At 67.2% G+C, this 17,373-nt stretch carries 13 protein-coding genes; 6 read left to right on the forward strand and 7 right to left on the reverse strand.

What is annotated here, in order from left to right:
* Positions 1–30: 30 nt before the first annotated feature.
* The 3 genes from M0208_RS09155 to M0208_RS09165 all read right to left on the reverse strand — a co-directional run bounded on the left by M0208_RS09155 (position 31) and on the right by M0208_RS09165 (position 5,107).
* Positions 31–2,460: a TonB-dependent receptor gene (locus M0208_RS09155; RefSeq protein WP_258891399.1), complete on the reverse strand. Its 2,430-nt coding sequence runs from the start codon at positions 2,458–2,460 to the stop codon at positions 31–33.
* A 37-nt stretch (positions 2,461–2,497) separates the two neighbouring features.
* A complete protein-coding gene (gene mdlC / locus M0208_RS09160) occupies positions 2,498–4,102 on the reverse strand; it encodes a benzoylformate decarboxylase (RefSeq protein ID WP_258891400.1) in 1,605 nt (534 codons plus the stop codon).
* 144 nt (positions 4,103–4,246) lie between these two features.
* Positions 4,247–5,107 (reverse strand): kinase, encoded by an 861-nt coding sequence (locus tag M0208_RS09165; RefSeq protein WP_258891401.1) that lies wholly within the window; start codon positions 5,105–5,107, stop codon positions 4,247–4,249.
* Between the two features lie 266 nt (positions 5,108–5,373).
* Between M0208_RS09165 and M0208_RS09170 the strand changes: the two genes are divergently transcribed.
* A complete protein-coding gene (locus tag M0208_RS09170; protein ID WP_258891402.1) occupies positions 5,374–5,922 on the forward strand; it encodes a nuclear transport factor 2 family protein in 549 nt (182 codons plus the stop codon).
* Here the strand turns inward: M0208_RS09170 and M0208_RS09175 are convergent.
* Positions 5,877–7,520 carry a long-chain fatty acid--CoA ligase gene (locus M0208_RS09175; RefSeq protein ID WP_258891403.1) on the reverse strand — a complete coding sequence of 548 codons (1,644 nt, stop codon included), beginning with the start codon at positions 7,518–7,520 and terminating at the stop codon, positions 5,877–5,879. The genes M0208_RS09170 and M0208_RS09175 overlap by 46 nt on opposite strands.
* Before the next feature lie 181 nt (positions 7,521–7,701).
* Here M0208_RS09175 and M0208_RS09180 point away from each other — a divergent pair, with 181 nt between their 5' ends.
* Together M0208_RS09180 and M0208_RS09185 are read left to right on the forward strand one after the other, a co-directional pair.
* Positions 7,702–8,895, forward strand: a complete 1,194-nt coding sequence (locus M0208_RS09180) for an acyl-CoA dehydrogenase family protein (RefSeq protein ID WP_258891404.1) — start codon at positions 7,702–7,704, stop codon at positions 8,893–8,895.
* An 11-nt stretch (positions 8,896–8,906) separates the two neighbouring features.
* On the forward strand, positions 8,907–10,013 hold the full coding sequence (locus M0208_RS09185; protein WP_258891405.1) for an acyl-CoA dehydrogenase family protein: 1,107 nt from the start codon (positions 8,907–8,909) through the stop codon (positions 10,011–10,013).
* Positions 10,014–10,069: 56 nt separating this feature from the next.
* Here the strand turns inward: M0208_RS09185 and M0208_RS09190 are convergent, their stop codons facing one another.
* Positions 10,070–11,407 (reverse strand): MFS transporter, encoded by a 1,338-nt coding sequence (locus tag M0208_RS09190; protein WP_258891406.1) that lies wholly within the window; start codon positions 11,405–11,407, stop codon positions 10,070–10,072.
* A gap of 280 nt (positions 11,408–11,687) precedes the next feature.
* On the opposite strand from M0208_RS09190, the gene M0208_RS09195 reads away from it, so the two are divergent.
* Both M0208_RS09195 and M0208_RS09200 read left to right on the forward strand, forming a co-directional pair.
* Positions 11,688–12,509: an IclR family transcriptional regulator gene (locus M0208_RS09195; protein WP_258891407.1), complete on the forward strand. Its 822-nt coding sequence runs from the start codon at positions 11,688–11,690 to the stop codon at positions 12,507–12,509.
* 34 nt (positions 12,510–12,543) lie between these two features.
* Positions 12,544–13,410 (forward strand): SMP-30/gluconolactonase/LRE family protein, encoded by an 867-nt coding sequence (locus M0208_RS09200; protein WP_258891408.1) that lies wholly within the window; start codon positions 12,544–12,546, stop codon positions 13,408–13,410.
* Here the strand turns inward: M0208_RS09200 and M0208_RS09205 are convergent.
* Complete coding sequence (locus M0208_RS09205; RefSeq protein ID WP_258891409.1) at positions 13,407–14,153, reverse strand: SDR family NAD(P)-dependent oxidoreductase; 747 nt, start codon at positions 14,151–14,153, stop codon at positions 13,407–13,409. The two genes, M0208_RS09200 and M0208_RS09205, sit on opposite strands and share 4 nt — an antisense overlap.
* Positions 14,153–16,342, reverse strand: a complete 2,190-nt coding sequence (locus M0208_RS09210) for a TonB-dependent receptor (protein WP_258891410.1) — start codon at positions 16,340–16,342, stop codon at positions 14,153–14,155. Before M0208_RS09210 ends, M0208_RS09205 begins: the two co-directional genes overlap by 1 nt.
* Positions 16,343–16,608: 266 nt before the next feature.
* Between M0208_RS09210 and M0208_RS09215 the strand changes: the two genes are divergently transcribed.
* On the forward strand, positions 16,609–17,373 hold the full coding sequence (locus M0208_RS09215) for an enoyl-CoA hydratase/isomerase family protein (protein WP_258891411.1): 765 nt from the start codon (positions 16,609–16,611) through the stop codon (positions 17,371–17,373).

A 17,373-nucleotide genomic window follows, 5' to 3' on the forward strand; every position in this document is an offset into this window, starting at 1 on the left:
AGCGACAATCGCGCTCGCACGGGCGCCGCATCAAAAGGTGTAGCCGAGCGACAAACCATAGGTCCGCGGCGGCAGGTACGTCACGCCGATCAGCCGCCCGGTGGCGAGCGCGAAGGTGCTCGACGGGCGGAACACGTTGAACGCATTTTTGACGAACGCATCCACCTTGATCCGGCGATCCGCGGTGCGATACGTCAGCGCGCCGTCGACCATCGTGTAGGCGCGCGATCCTTCGATCAGGCGCTGGAATTCGCTGAAGTACGTCGTCGACTTGTACGACACGTCGACCGACGGGGTCAGCACGCCGTTCAGCATCGTATCCGCCCCCGGCACGTCCCATTCGCCGTGCAGATTCCACGACCAGCGCGGGCTGTTGCGCACGTCGTTACCGGCAAGCTGGATATTCCCGCTCCCCGGCGCGCCGAACGCCGTCGGATCGGGGTTCGTCACGGCATTATACGGCGGCGCGCCCGGTGTCTGGACGTTGGCGGGGTTTAGCGGATCAAGCGTCAGATAATCCTCGAAATGCGCATCGGTGTAGGACAATGCGCCCGACAGCCGCAGGTTCGGCGCGGGCCGCGCAAATACCTCCAGCTCGACGCCGTTCGCCTGCGTGCTCGCCGCATTCTGGAAGATCGTGGTATAGCCGGTCGGCCCGCCCGCGATCGTCTTGTTCAGCTGCAACCCGTCCAGTTTGTAGGTGTAGGCCGCGACGTTGACGGTGAAGCCGGGCGCGAGCGACGCCTTTACGCCCGCTTCGTGGTTCTGGATCGTCTCGGGATCGACGATCGTGGTCGACCCCGACGCATTCTCGCCCGACCCCGCCTTGAAGCCCTCGGAATAGGTGTAATACAGCAGGATGTCGGAGTTGACCTTGTATTCCAGCCCCGCTTCGGGCGTGAAATCCTTGAACGTGCGCGCCCGCCGCGTCTGATCGGCGGTGAAGCGCAGCACGGGGCCGATACCGTTGCGCGTGATAACGATCGACGGGTTTTCCGACGACGCGCGTTCGTTGCTGTAGCGCCCGCCGAGTTTCAGCGAGAGCCCGGTCAGCCCCGCCACCGTGCCGAGGTCGATGTTGGCCTGCCCGAAGATCGCGAACGCGCGCGTGCCGAGATTCGATTTGGTGCAAACCCGTTTCGGGGCGATGATCGTGCCGTTGGTCAGCGTTCCGGGTCCGTAACCGCACAGATTATATGCCTCGGCCAGATCGATCCCGGCCGCCTGCAGCACCGCGATGTTGCTCGCCATGCCGTTGCGCGGGGCGAGGCCGACATTGTCGATCGGGCGCTGGCGTTCGTGGAAATAATAACCGCCCAGCACGACGCTGCCGAGCGCGGACTGATAGTTGAACTGCAGCTCGTTGCTGAACTGCTTGCTGTCGATCCGGCGTTCCTGATTGGTCGTCGCGAGGCCCGTCGTCTGCAGGCTGTTGACCACTGCCGACAGATCGAGATCCTGGAACAGCGAGCTTTTGAAATTGCGGTAGTTGGCGATGTTGGTGACGCTGAGATTGTCGGTCAGGTCGGCGGTCAGCTTACCGGTGAAGGCATAGGTTTCGGTGTCGGTCCCGACCTGGCTTTCGCTCGCCAGATCGCGCGGGCGCGCCGCATAGCCGCCGACGCCGAGCGGCGCGAGCCGCGGGACGCCGGGGAAGGACGCGCGGCGATAATGGATCGCGCCCGACGAATCGTTTTGCCGGAAATATTCGCCGGTCAGCGAAAGCTCGACCGCCGGCGCCAGATCGACCGCGATCTGCCCGCGCACCATGCGGCGGTTCAGGTCGTCGACATCGCGCCCGGTGACCGGATTGACGCCGAACCCGTCGCGATCCTCGGTCCGCACCGCCAGCCGCGCGCGGATGCCATTGGTGATCGCACCGCTGATCGCGCCTTCGGTGACGATCGAATTGTACGCGCCGTACGTCGCGCGCGCGTAGCCCGACAGTTCCTCGGTCGGGCGCGCGGTGATCAGGTTGATCGACCCGCCGACCGCGTTGCGGCCATACAGCGTGCCCTGCGGCCCGCGCAGCACCTCGACCCGCTCAAGATCGAACAGCGAGGTCAGTTGCGCCTCGGCGCGCGCAACGTACGCGCCGTCGACGTGGAAGGCGACGCCGGTCGAGCTACCCGTGGTCGAGGTATTCGCCCCGACGCCGCGGATGAAGATCTTCGCCTGGTTGAAATCGCTGCCGAAGTTCACAGACGGGACGATCGTCTGCAAATCCTGAAGGCTGGCCACCTGCGCGGTCGACAGGCGATCGGCGCTGATCGCGGTGACCGCAGCGCTGACGTCCTGCAGCGACTGTTCGCGTTTCTGCGCGGTGACGATGATGTCGGCGGGGTCTTCGCTCTGCGCGGCAGCGGAAGGCGCTTCGGCGGTATCCTGCGCGGCGACGGTCTGCGCATGGGCGCTGGTCGATGCGAGCAACGTGGCGACCAATGCGGTGGCGATCTTCATATTATTCCTCCCTATGACGCTGCTGAGCGTCTGGTTTTTATTCTTGTACGACAATTACTTCGAGCAAACGGGGTCCGGTTCCCCGAAACAAATCGGCAATCGCGGCGTCGAGCGCGGCGGGGTCGTCGACCCGCGCCGCGGGAACGCCCTGCCCCTCGGCCAGCGCGACGAAATCGATGCCGGGCAGCTTGCTGCCGACCACGTCGATCCCGAACAGCGCGCCGAACTGGTCGAGTGCGGCATAACCGCCGTTGTTGACGACGACGAAGCGCACGTCGGCAGCGTGATGCCCCGCCGACCACAGTCCTTGGATCGCGTACATCGCGGAGCCGTCGCCGAGCAGGCACAGCACCGGTTCGCCGGGCCGCGCCAGCGCCACGCCGATCGCCGCGGGCAGACCGTGGCCGAGCCCGCCGCTGGCGCAGGTGTGAAATTCGTCCCCCGCGCGTACGGGGAAGAAATCGTGCAGCGGCCCGCGCGTGCTCGGCGCTTCCTCGACGATCGCGATCCCCGGCGGGCGGAGGGCCGAGAGTCGGGCCATCAGCAAGGCGTCGGTCAGCCAGTCGGCGGCTGGCGGCGGCAGCGGCGCGACCGCCGCCAGCGCAGGCGTCGATCGGGTCGGCACGCGCGCGAGCAGCGCCGCGATCGCCAGCGCGGCGTCACCGACGATCGCCAGCCCTTCCGGCGTGCGCGCGGCCTTGGCCGGATCGTCGTCGATCTGGATCAGCGTCGCCCCGGCCGGAACGAACGGCCCCGCGCCCTCGACATGATAAGTGAAGGCGGGCGCGCCGAGCACCAGCACGCAATCGGCGTCGCCCAGATCGCGCACGATCGCCTCACGCGACGCGGGGAGGAAGCCGCGGAACAATGCGTGATCCTCGGGAAACGGATTGCGCGCCGCCATCGGCGCGATCCGCACCGCAGCGCCCAGCCGTTCGGCAAACGTCACCAACGCGTCCCGCGCCTTGTTGTTGGCGACGCCCGCGCCCGCGACGATCGCGATCCGGTTCGCCGCCGTCAGGATCGCCGCGGCCTCGTCCATCGCCAGCGGATCGGGTCCGACGCGGCCGCTGACGCGCGCAGGCGTGAGCGACGCACATGGCCGCTCCCAATCGTCGATCGGGATCGACACGAACGCCGGTCCGCGCGGGGCCTGCATCGCGACGTGGAACGCGCGCGCGATCGCCAGCGGCACGTCCTCCGCGCGTGCGGGCTCGACCGCCCATTTGACGAACGGCCGCGGAAATTCGGTCGCGCGCTCGGCATACAGGAACGGCTCATGCGGCAGGATCGATCGCGCCTGCTGCCCGGCGGTGACGACCAACGGCGTATTGTTGCGGTATGCGGTGAACAGATTGCCCATCGCATGACCAAGGCCAGCCGAGCTGTGGAGATTGACCAGCGCCGCACGCCCGGTCGCCTGCGCATAGCCGTCCGCCATGCCGACGACGGCCGATTCCTGCAGACCCAGGATATAGCGGAATTGGTAGGGCAGATCACGGAACATCGGCAATTCGGTCGACCCCGGATTGCCGAAGATAGTCGTCATGCCGAGATCGGCGAGCAACCGCATCACTGCGTCGCGCACGGTCGATCCTTCGGAGCGGGGGAGCGGTGCGACGTGGAGCGAGCGCGCGGTCATGCCGGTGACGTCACAGAGACGGTTTCGCGACCGGCAGCCATCACCCTCTCCAATTCTTATATACGAACAATTCGCCTATGCGAAGCGCACATATGTAAGGATAGCCGCGGTGGCAAGGCTTCTATTGGTGCCGGCACCACCCGGTCAGGGCGATCGCGCGATCACACGCTGACGAGCATCGATCAGGAATGTCAGATCGGCGCGATCCGGCATTTCCGCGAACATGGCGCGGGTCAACCGCTCATAATGCTGGACGAATCGCGCCACTTCGTCAGTCGTCATGCCGCGCCCGGTTCGCGCGCGCAGCTTCGTCTCCTGCGCCTGCCGATTGGCGAGCACCGCGGCAAAATCGGGCGGGCGGAGCATCACGAGACGGTCGATCTCAGCGAACCAGCGCGCATAGCCTGCCGAAAGCACATCGTTCACATGACCACGCCACCGGCCATCGCGATCCTCTTCGGCCTCCAATGCGTTGATCGGTTTAGACAAGGCTTCGGCCGGTTGCGGCGACGCGCCGACGCACCAGCCCTCGAACAGGATGACGTCGGCGTCCGCTATGATCGCGCGCGGGGTGGCGGCGCGGTCGTCGCGGCTCTTGTCGAAGACCGGGAATTCGACCGTTCTTCCGTCGCCCGTCTTCAGCGCATCCAGCACCGCGATACCGGCCGCAACATCGTGCGTTCCCGGCACACCGCGCGTCGCCAGCAACGGATGGATGTCGCGCGCGAGCGCACCCCGTTCGGCGCGCGGAAGATAGAAATCGTCGAGCGCCAGCGTCACTGCGGTCAGCCCAAGTTCGGGTAGAAGGATTTCGGTCAGGAACGCGCACAGCGTCGTCTTTCCGCTGCCCTGCGCGCCGTTGATCCCGACCACCAGCGGACGTCCGGCCGCACGCCGCCACGCCGCAATCTCCGCCGCCAGCGGCCGCCACCAACGTGCGACCTGATCGCGGTACTCCCCGGGCAGCCCCTCGCGCGCGATCAGCACGGTGAGCGCATCGGTCATGCGATACCGTCAGCCGACCGCCGGGCGACAGACCACGGCTCCAGATTCATCCCCATCGCCTCGCTAGCGTCGCGCTCCCGGGATGCGGCAGCAGGACGGCGTTGTCGAGTGCGGCCAACGCAGGCGACACAACCGGTTCGCCGGCCTTCCGTGACGCGCGTCGTTTCCGGTCATCCCAAACGAGATAATGCGTGGCCGGACAGGCCCCCGCGCGCCATGCTTCCGATCATCGGCTAGGCATCGGCAGGCCAGCCGCCGGAGGGTATATGGACCGAAACGAAGACGTCATCGGTGCGCTTTACGACCGCGAGATGATCCGTGATTGCCTGTTCCGTTATTGCCGCGGCATCGACCGCGCCGACGAAGCGGCGTTGCGATCGGCCTATTGGCCCGACGGCACCGACACGCACGGCCCCTATCAGGGCAGCGCCTCCGGCTTCATCGACTGGGCGATGAAGACCCTGCCGTCGATCGAGCGCGGTATCCACCAGATCCACAACATCCTGATCGAACTGCGCGGCGCGCAGGCGGCGGTCGAAACCTATTTCACCGCGCTGCAGCGGCAGCCGGGCGCGGACGGCGCGATGGCGGACGTGCACATGGCGGGCCGCTATCTCGACCGCTTCGAGAAGCGCGGCGAGGAATGGCGCGTGGCCGACCGCCTCGTCGTGTTCGACTGGGTCAGCGAGACGCCCGCTGCGCCCGATACGGAGGCGCAGCGGTTCGGGCGGCGGCGGCCGATCGGCGGCCGCTGGCCCGAGGATCCGGTCTACGGATTGCTCGCCAGCGTTCCGTCCGCGCCACCGGTGAAATGATCCCGGTACTCCTCGCGCAGCTTCGTCTTCAACAGCTTGCCCGTCCCCGTATGCGGCAGGTCGGCAACGAACAGCACGTCGTCGGGCAGCCACCAGCGCGCGACCTTGTCGGTCAGATGATCCAGAATCTCGCGCGCCTCGCACGTCGCTCCGGGATGCAGCCGCACCAGCATCAACGGCCGCTCCTGCCAGCGCGGATGCGCGATGCCGATCACCGCGGCCTCGGCCACCTTGACGTGCGAGGTCGCGGCATTCTCCAGATCGATCGATGAAATCCATTCGCCGCCCGATTTGATGACGTCCTTCGCCCGGTCGGTGAGTTGGAGGAAACCGTCGGCGTCGATCCGCGCGACGTCGCCGGTATCGAACCAGCCGTCGGCGTCGATCGCCGATCCCGCCTCCGCGCCGAAATAACCGCTCAGCACCCACGGCCCGCGCACCTTCAGCAGGCCCGATGCCGCGCCGTCGTGCGCCAAAGCATTCCCCGCCTCGTCCTCGATCCTGAGTTCGATGCCGAACACCGCCCGCCCCTGACGCGCGCGCAGATCGACCGCTTCCTGCCGCTCAAGATCATCCTGATGCGGAAGCGGACGGCAGACCGTTGCGACCGGACTGGTCTCGCTCATCCCCCACGCCTGGATCGTCTCGACGCCGAGCAGGTCGCGAAACCGCTCGATCAACGACCGCGGCGTCGCCGCCCCGCCGGTGAACACGCGGTTCAGGCGCAACGCCGCGCGTTCCTCCGCGCTGCGATCGCGCTCCAGATGATCGCAAAAGCCGAACCAGACGGTCGGCACGCCGAGCGAGAAGGTCGCCGCCTCACCCAGCGCCAGATCGTACAGCGACGCCGGATCGAGCGCCGATCCGGGCAGCACCAGCTTCGCGCCGCAAATCGCCGCGGCATAGGGAATGCCCCAGGCGTTGACGTGGAACAACGGCGTCACGAGCAGCACCGAATCGCGCGCCGCCAGCGCCATCGAATCCGCCGCCAACGCGCTCATCGCGTGCAGCACGGTCGATCGGTGGCTGTACAGCACACCTTTCGGATTGCCCGTCGTGCCCGAGGTATAGCACAGCGAACTCGCCGCCTGTTCGTCCAGCTCGGGCCAGTCCTCGACCGGCGCGGCGTCGGCGACCAGCGCGTCGTAGCTGACGAAACCCGCCGCATCCCCGCCCAGCACGATCACGTGGCGCACGCGCGGCAGGTGCGGCAGCAACGGCTCGACGATCGGCAGCAGATCGGGGTCGACGCACAGCACCTCCGCGCCGCCGTGATCGACGATGTAGCGGATCTGTTCGGGAAACAGCCGCGGGTTGACGGTGTGCAGCACCATGCCCGCCGCGCTGACGCCGTAATACAGCTCGAGGTGCGGCAGGCGATTCCACGCGAGCGTCACGACCCGGTCGCCCTGCTTCACCCCCAGCCCGGCGAGCGCCGCGGCGACGCACCGTGCGCGCCGTTCGACCGTGCCCCAGTTCGACCGCACGATCCGGCCGTCGAAGGTTCGCGACACGATCTCGCGCCGCGGATGGTTGGTCGCGGCGTGGCGGATGATCGCGCCGATCGTCAACTGCCGCGTCTGCATCAGGCCGTGCATCGCCTGTCTCTCCGTATCCGCTGTTTATCGCAAAGGATCGGCGCGGGCGACGTTGCTGCGAAGTCCCCCGGCCTCGCCGCGCCGCTTATCGCCACCATGATTTTCCGCGACGCCACGCCCGCGGACGCCCTTCGCCGCGCGAAGACGGCTATCACCAGGCAAAGACACAGGAGAGCGCCCGATGGATCTGGACCTCGCTCCGGCGGATTTGTCCTTTCGCGACGAGGTGCGCGCCTTCTTCGCCGACAGCATCCCGGATGAATGGAAGACGACGGTGCGCGCCGGGCTGCGCCTGCCCGCGGACACGCTGACCGCCTATCAGCGGCGGCTGGCGGCGCGCGGCTGGGGCGCGCCGACCTGGCCGGTCGAATATGGCGGCACCGGCTGGACCCCGACCCAGCTCCACATTTTCTGGTCGGAGGCGTCGGCCGCCGATGCACCCGCGCAATATCATCAGGGGCTGGAACTGATCGGCCCGATCATCTTCACCTATGGCAGCCAGGCGCAGAAGGATTTCTACCTGCCGCGGATCATCAGCGGCGAAGATTGGTGGTGCCAGGGCTATTCGGAGCCGGGCGCAGGATCGGACCTCGCCGCGCTACGCACCCGGGCGGAGCGCGACGGCGGCGATTACGTGCTGAACGGGCAGAAGATGTGGACCAGCTACGCCCATGTCTCGACCCGCATGTTCGTGCTGGCGCGCACGTCGGTGGAGGCGAAACGGCAGGCGGGGATTTCGCTGATCCTGGTCGACATGGACACGCCGGGCCTGCGCATCCGCCCGATCCACACGCTTGACGAAAAGCACCACACCAACGAGGTGTTCCTGGACGACGTCCGCGTCCCCGCCGCCAATCTGGTCGGCGAGGAGGGGATGGGCTGGAATTACGGCAAGGTGCTGCTCGACCGCGAACGGATGGTGGCGGCCGCCACCGCGATGTTCCTGCCGCAAACGCTGCGTGCGGTGCGCGCGGCGGCGAAGCGGCGGCGGGTCGGGGCTGCGACCCTGTTCGATCAGCCCGGCTTTCGCGGCAAGCTGGCGCAGCTCGAGATCGAATCGCTGGCGTTGCAGGCGATGGTGATGCGGCTGGTCGCCGATGCCGCGGCGGGCATGGATTCCGGCCCGCGCGGATCGATGGTCAAGCTGCGCTGGTCCGAACTGATCCAGCAGTCGACGGCGCTCTGGGTGGAGGCGCTGGGGTCCGCCGCGCAGCATTACGAGGCGCTGGACGCCAAGGGAGAAGGGAGCGGGGACACGCCCCCCGACATGCCGCTCGCGCTGCAGGGCGCGCTCTATTCCCGCGTGACCTCGATCTACGGCGGATCGAGCGAGATTCAACGCAACATCATCGCGCGCCGCGCGCTCGGGCTCTGAAGGAAACGACGATGGAGTTCGCGTACAGCGACGAGCAGCAGATGCTGCGCGACAGCGCCGACCGGTTCGGCGATCAGCATATGGGCGCGGCCGACCGGCTGGCGCGGCTGGCCGAAGGACTGGAGGGTTCGCGCCGCCGCTGGAGCGAGATGGCCGCGCTCGGCTGGCTGATGCTGCCGATCGCGGAAGGCGACGGCGGCCTCGGCGGTGGTCCGGTCGAGGTGATGGCGATCATGGAGGGGTTCGGCCGCCACCTGATGATCGAACCCTATGTCACCTGCTGCGTCCTGACCCCCGCATTGCTGCACGGCGGCGGCGCGCTGGCGGACGAATTGCTTCCTAAGATCGGCACGGGCGAAATCCGCGTCGCGACCGCGCTGTTCGAGGACGACGGCTATGCCGTGTTCGGCGTCGCCACCCGCGCCGACGACGGCGCGCGGCTGACGGGCGTGAAGACGCATGTCGAGGATGGCGCCGACGCCGACTGGTTCGTCGTTTCCGCGCGCACCGCCGGCGATCATGGCGATCGCACGGGGATCAGCCTGTTCCTGGTTCCCGCCGATGCCGAAGGGCTGACGGTTCGGCGCTACCGGTCGAGCGACGGCCACCGCCATTGCAGCCTGACGCTCGACAACGTCCCCGCCACCTTGCTGGGAGAACGCGATACCGCCGCGCCACGCATCGCCGCCGCCGCCGACCGCGCGATCGTCGCGCATCTGGCGGAAGCAGTCGGATCGATGGAGGCCGCGACCGCCGCGACGCTCGACTACGTTCGCACGCGCCAGCAGTTCGGCGTCGCGATCGGCACCTTCCAGGTCATCCAGCACAAACTGGTCGACATGAGCATCGCCTGTGAAGAGGCGCGCGCGATCACCAGCGTCGCCGCGCGCAGCCTGATGAGCGACACCCCCGACCGCGCGCTGATCGCCGCGGCGCGGGTGCGCGTCTCGCAATGCGGCGTGGTGGTAACGCAGGCCGCGGTCCAGCTGCACGGCGGCGTCGGCACCAGCGACGAGCTGGTCGTCAGCCATCATCTGCGCCGCCAGATGATGCTCGACCTGATCCTGGGCGACCGCGACTATCACCGCGGCCGCTTCATCATGCTGTCGGATCGTTAGAATCGATCGGCATCCAGCAATCCTCCCCTGCAAGGGGAGGATCACCGAACTGATTGTCAATTCGACATTGCCCGCCGCTCGTCTTCGCCAATCCGGCGACCGGCGAGCCAGAACAGCGCCGAACCCAGCGCCAGCGGCGCCACCACCAGCGCCATCGCCACGCGCAGCCCCATCTCCGCGCCCAAAGTCGGCGCGAGCAGGTCGCTGGCCACGCCGACGAACAGCGGCCCCAGCGCAAGGCCGATCGCATTGACGATGAACAACTGCACCGCCGACGCCATCGCGCGGATCGACGGATGAACCAGCGTCTGCACCGCCGCGAACACCGACCCGTAGTTCAGCGCATGGACGAAGATCGCCAGGCCCAGCAGCACGAACGACCAGCCGATCGTCCCGGCCAGCGCCGCGCCTGCGAACAGCGGCGCGGCGATGACGAGGGCGACCGATGGCACGCGCGTGTAACCGGCGATTCCCCCTCGCCCCGCGCGATCCGCGAGCAGGCCGCCGACCAGGGTTCCCGCCATGCCGACCACGCCCACCATCAGCCCGAGCGCTAGGCCGAGCGCAACGCTGGGCGCGACCCCGAACGTCGCGGCAAGCGACGCCAGCCCGGACGTGTGGGTGCGCATATACAGCGCGCCGAAAAAGGCGGCCTGGCCGAAATAGCCGAACCCGCCCATCGCGGTGCCGAACGACACCAGCCAGAAACTCGGCAGCCGCCGCAGCGTGGCGATCACCGCACGGAGCGGCAGTTGCCTGGCCGGCGTCGCAACGGCCTCCCGGCGCCGTGGTTCGGGAATCGAGAACCACACGATGATCGCCAGCACCACGCCCGGCAATCCCGCGATCAGGAACGCGGCGCGCCATCCGAGCGTCGCCAGCAGCACGCCGCCCAATATCAGGCCCGCGAGCGAACCCACGGGCGTCCCGAGCGAATAGAGCGACAGCGCCCATGCGCGCTGTTCGCGCGGCACGAAATCGGTGATCAGGCTGTGCGCCGCTGGCGTGCATCCGGCCTCGCCGACACCGACGCCGGTGCGCGCCAGCAGCAGTTCGCCGAAATTTCGCGCAAGGCCGCACAAGGCGGTGAAGACGCTCCAGATCGTGAGCGACACCGCGATCATCGCCACCCGGTTGCCGCGGTCGGCGACGCGCGCCAGCGGGATGCCCAACAACGTGTAGAACAACGCGAAGGCGAGACCGCTGATCGCGCCGATCTGACCATCCGACAGCGACAGGTCGCGCTTCATCGGCTCGACCAGGATCGTCACGATCTGCCGGTCGAGCATGTTGAAGGCATAAACGATCATCAGCAGGAACAGCACGCCATAGGGCAGCGGCGACACGTCCGGCTTTTCGGCCGGAACGGATAGATTGAGGGTTCGATCGGTCATGCGCCGCTCCGCTGTGCACGCGGGATCGGCGCGTGCGATGGAGGACGTTAATGCCGCGCGCCCATAGCGCATCCGCACCGCCGACCCGGTCGCACTTATCCCGCATGGGATTCGATGCGGGCGCGCGTGACCGCGTCATCACATATGTGATATCGGATGGCTGTGCGGCGGAATGGCGATCGGACACACCTTCGCGTGGCATGTTGATCTTCCCGCGACTGTCCGAACAGCCGGAACCGAACCGCTAGACTGGCCACAGACGCCAAGAGGGACGGAGAGGATGAAGAGAAGGCCCGTCAAGTCGGCATCGCGCACCTTCGAAGTGCTCGAACTGTTCCGCGATCGCCGCAAGCCGCTCAGGCTCAACGAAATCTATCCCGCGCTCGGCTATCCCCAGTCGAGCACGACCAACCTGTTGAAATGCATGGTGATCGACGGGTATCTCAACTACAATCGCACGTCGCGCACCTATCTGCCGACGCTGCAGGTCGCGTCGCTCGGCAGCTGGCTCTACGGCCATATCGCGTCGGGCAACGGCTATACCTGGCTGATCGACGAGCTTTTCCGGCTGAGCGACGAGACCGTCGTGCTGGTCACGCAGAACGACCTGTTCATCCAATATATGATGATGCGGGTGCCCGATCACCCGCACAAACGGCCGCCGTCGCCCGGCGACATGCGGCTGATGCTCGATGCGACCTCTGGCATGGCGCTGATGAGCCAGATGCGCGACCGCGAGATCGACAAGATCTATCGCTATTCCAATTATTACGAGCTCAACACCGATCCGCGCATGACCTTCGACGAGGTGATGCAGCGCATCCGCTGGATCAGGCATACCGGCTATTGCTACTGGCCCGAACATCCGGTGCCGGGCATCGCATCGATGGCGATGCCGCTGGGGCAGAGCGTCCACGGCATCCCGCTGGTGATCGGGATCGGCGGCACGACCGAGCGCCTGTCGCCGCGCCGCGCCGAACTGGTCGATCTCATGCGCAGCAAGATCGCCGAATATCATGAGCGGTTTCCGCAGGGCGAGGCGCTGCCCGACGGCGACGCCGACACCAACGAATTCGAGGGCTATCTCGCCGCCGCCGAGTGACGCGGCCGGCTCCTCCCACCTTCAAGGAAACTTCATGCCGGTCACGGTCGATCTGTTGCCCGCCGCGCCCGCGGCGCTGGGCGAAAGTCCGCTATGGGATCATCGCCACGGCCGATTGTGGTGGGTGGATGCGATCGCGGGCCTATTGCGGTCGACCGACGCCGAGGGACTTGGGGCCCGCGAATGGCGGTTCGAACAATCGCTCGGCAGCGTCGGGCTGGCGAGCGACGGCCTGATCCTGGCGCTGGCCGACGGCTTCCATCGCTTCGATCCCGGCAGCGGCGCGACCCGGCCGGTCGCACGGCCGGCGATGCAGCCCGACACGCGCCTGAACGACGGCAAGGCCGACCGCCACGGCCGCTTCCTCGCCGCATCGATGCGCTTGGGCGACGAAGGCGCGCCGGGCAGCCTGTTCCGGCTCGATGCCGACGGGCAGATCGCGGCGCTGGAGCACGGCATCGCGATCGGCAACGCCTTGTGCTTCTCGCCCGCTGGGGATGCGCTGCATTTCGCCGACAGCATGGACGGGATGTTGCGCCGCTACGCCTACGATGCAGAGACCGGCGCGATCGGCGCGCGCGCGAACATCGCCGATTGCCGCGACCAGGGCTCCGGTCCCGACGGCGCGACGGTCGATGCCGAAGGACGGATCTGGGTCGCGCTGGTGCTGGCGCAGGCCATCGCCTGCTACACGCCCGACGGCGCGCTGATCCGCACGATCCCGGTGCCGGTGCCCTACCCGTCCTGCCCGGCGTTCGGCGGCGCGGACCTCGGCACGCTCTACGTCACGACGATCGCCAATTCGGGCCACCGGCTGGTCGCCGACCATCCCGACGCCGGTCGCGTGATCGCGATCAACGGCCTGGATGCGGTCGGCATCGGCGAGGGCGTCTATCGCTAGCGCAGCGCGATCGAGATGCCGCCGTCGACCAGCAGCGACTGGCCGGTGATGAAGCCCGATCGCGCGCCGTCGGCGAGGAACAGCACCGCTTCGGCGATATCCGCCGTTTCGCCCAGCCGGCCGAGCGGCGTGCTGGCGACGCGCGCCGCGAACGTCGCGTCGTCCAGCATCGCGCGAACGCCCTCGGTCGCCACGGTCGAGGGCGCGACCGCATTCACCCGGATGCGCTGCGGGGCCAGTTCGATCGCGCTCGCGCGGGTCATGCCCTCGACCGCCGCCTTCACCCCGCAATAGACCATCGCGTTCGGCAGCCCGAGCGTCGCGGAAACCGACGCGATGTTGACGATCGCCCCGCCCCGCCCCTGCATCTGCGCCGCCGCCGCCTGCGTGCCCCACACGATCGCCGCGACGCCGACGCCGAGCATCCGGTCGACCGTCTCCTGATCGATCTCGGGGATCGGCGCATAGCGCGTCCACATCGCATTGTTGACGACGATATCGAGCGGGCCGAGCGCCGTCGCCGCCTCGGCGAACGCGGCGTGCAGCGCATCGCGATCCGCCACGTCGCAGCCGAGCGCGATCGCCCGGCCGCCCGCGTCCTCGATCTCACGCACAGCCTCCGCCGACCACTGCGCCTTGCGATCGAGCAACGCGACCGCCGCTCCTTCAGCGGCGAACCGGCGGGCGATCTCGCGTCCCAGCCCGCGCGAAGCGCCGGTGACGAGCGCGACGCGGCCCCGCATCAGAACTTGTATCCCACTTCGACGCCGTACACGCGCCCCTTGCTCAACGGGGAAAAGGTCGATCCCGGAAAGAACGGCAATGGCGCTTCGGTGCCGAACGTCGCCTCGTTCAGCAGGTTGGCGCCATATACCGACAGCCGCATCGCCCCGCGCGACACGCCGATGCTGGCGTCGACCATCGTCGCGGCGTTCAGCAGGCCGGTGTTCTGATCGTTGTAGAACGCCGCGTCGCGGTGATTGGCGCCGACCCGCGCATCGGCCGAGACGTCGTCGGTCACACGCGTCTCATAGGCGATCGACCCGCCATAGCTCCACGGCGACAGGCGCGGCAGTTTCAGCCGGAAATCGCGGTCGTCGATAACGCCGTCGGCGTTAAGGTCGAACAGAATCTTGTCGTACTGGCCGTCGGTATAGCCGACCTGCGCCGAGATCGTCAGCCCGCGAACCGGCGTCAGCGTCAGTTCGCCCTCCAGCCCCTTGATCGACACGTCGGCGGCGTTGGTGATGACCTGGAAATTGCCGAACGGCGGGAACGGCGCCTGGAATTCGCGCTGGGTGCCATCGATCTTGTTGTAGAACCCCGCGACGTTGATCCGCGCGACGCGGCCGAACTGCTGCTTCAGCCCCAGCTCATAGGCGTCCTGCCGTTCCTGATCGAACGGCCCCGGCGCGACGTTGGGATTGAGGTTGCGGAAATTATAGCCGCCGCTGCGAAACCCTTGCGAGAACGAGGCATAGAGCATCGTGTCGTCAGTGGGCTTGTATTGCACCCCGACGCGCGGGGTGAAGCCGTTCCAGCGCTTGCTGTCGCTGAAATTATAGCTGCAGTTGATCGTGTCGAGATTGCAGCCGCCGACGCCGATCGAGCGCACCTGGACCGCCTTGCTCTCGGTCGAATAGCGCGCGCCGACACTGAGCGTCACCGTGTCCAGCACACGCCAGTCGACGGTCGTGAAGATGCCGATCGTGTCCTGTTCCTGACGCCCACCGCCCGACACCAGCAACGCACCGCCCGACAGCAGCCGGGATTCGGCATATTTGATGTCCTGATCGAAATAGAACAGCCCGCTCGTCACATCGAACCGGCCGAATGTGCCGGCGTAACGCAGCTCGTTGCTGAACTGCCACTGTTCGGTATTGTTGCGCGAATGCAGCGCCGTCACCGGGGACGCGTCCACATCGGTCGCCGCATCGTTCGACAGCGCGCGGACCGCGGCGATGTTGGTGATCTTGCCGTCGCCGAACGCGACGTCGACGTTCACCTCGGCGATGCCCTGATCCCAGTCGGATCGGATGAACCCGCGGAAATTCTGGTTCACGCGGAAACTGTCGCGCGGAAACAGGCCGTGGTTGGTCGACGCCGGACCGTCGCCGCGGATGCGGCCGTGTTCGTACCGCAGGATCAGCTCGAAATCGTCCGCCGGGGTGAAACGCAGCGCGGGGCGGACGATCAGCGTTTCAGACCCGCCGATCTTGCGTCCGTCGAAATCGTTGCGGAACCAGCCGGCGTCGTCGTTATAATATACCGCCAGCTTGGCGCTCAGCTTGTCCTCGATCACCGGCCCGGAAACCGAGATGCTGGCGCGCTTTTCCAGACCCGTCGACAGCCCCGCCTTGGCGTCGACATGAAATACGTTGGACGGCGTGGTGGTGCGCAGCACGACTGCGCCGCCGGTCACGTTGCGGCCGAACAGCAGCCCCTGCGGCCCGCGCAGCACCTCTACCCCGGCAAGGTCGAACGTGTCGAACAGGACGCCCGCGCTGACCCCCAGATAGACGCCGTCGACGAACACGCCGACGGTCGGGTCGATCGACGGGATCGAACTGTTGATGCCGAGCCCGCGGATCGAGAAATTGGCATAGCCCGGTGTAGTGCCCACGCTTTCCAGCGACGCGTTCGGGACGTTGTAACTGAGACTGGCGATCGACCGGGCGTGCAGCGCGTCGAGCTGGTCCGATCCGAATGCGGTGATCGCGATCGGCACGTCCTGAACGTTCTGCGCCTGCCCGCGTTTGGTCGCGGTCACGACGATATCGCTAAGCCCGCCCTTGTCGTCGGAAGGTGTTTCGGCCTGCGCTTCGGCGGCTGTCGGGGTGCGCTCGCTCGCCGCCGTCTGCGCATGGAGCGGAGCCGCGATCAACAGCGCGGCCAGACTGCCGCCGCCCAACAATGTTCTGGAATACCTCATCGTCATCCTCCCCGCGATCCGGCTCGACGGCCGATTTGTCGCTACCAATCGCGAAGTCGTGCGATCTGACCCCTCGATCCGGAATTGGACCCTCCGCAGCAATCGGAAGGCCCGTTCGCAGCGGATAATCACAAACGGGATTCGGCGAACACGACGGGTTGGCCCGCTTATTCGCGGATGAGATTTTCGCAGCGAGGACGCCGTTTGTCCTGCCGCGACCGCGCGTCCGGGGCATGATCGCGGGCAATCATAAGAGAGGACAGCGAATGGGCTCTGTACGCACCGACGTCGCCGATCACGTTGCAGTGGTCACGCTCGACAATCCACCGGTCAACGCCGCCGCGATGGACATGCTGCAGGAACTGACCGACGTTTTCGACAGCTTCAACGACCGTGACGACGTGCGCGTCGCCATCCTGACCGGGGCGGGCCGCTGTTTCAGCGCGGGCGCGGACCTAAAGAACCGGCCCGACCTCAGCATCCCCGGCAAGCGCTGGAACCGCAACCGCATCGTCCGCGAAGTCGCCTATTCGATCGCCGATTGCGGCAAACCCGTCATCGCGGCGGTCAACGGCGCGGCGCTCGGCGCGGGCCTGGGGCTGGTCGCGGCGTGCGACATCATCGTCGCGTCCGAAAACGCGGTGTTCGGCCTGCCCGAAATCGACGTCGGCCTGATGGGCGGCGGAAAGCACGCCGCGCGCATCCTGCCGCATTCGCTGGCGCGCCGGATGATGCTGACCGGTTACCGTGCGCCCGCCGCGGAACTCTATCGCCGCGGCGTGATCGAGGCGTGCCTGCCCGCCGGCGAACTGATGCCGTGGGCGCTGGATCTGGCGCGCACGATCGCTTCCAAGAGCCCGCTCGCGACGCGCTACGCCAAGGACAGCATGCGCACGATCGAGAACATGACGTTGCGCGACGGCTATATCTACGAACAGGGCAATACCGCGAAGCTGTCGACCTCGCACGACGCGCAGGAGGCGGTCGCAGCGTTCGTCGAAAAGCGCGCACCCGTCTTCCTTGGCCGCTAG

The organism is Sphingomonas sp. SUN019, assembly GCF_024758705.1.
In the GTDB taxonomy this organism is placed as follows: domain Bacteria; phylum Pseudomonadota; class Alphaproteobacteria; order Sphingomonadales; family Sphingomonadaceae; genus Sphingomonas.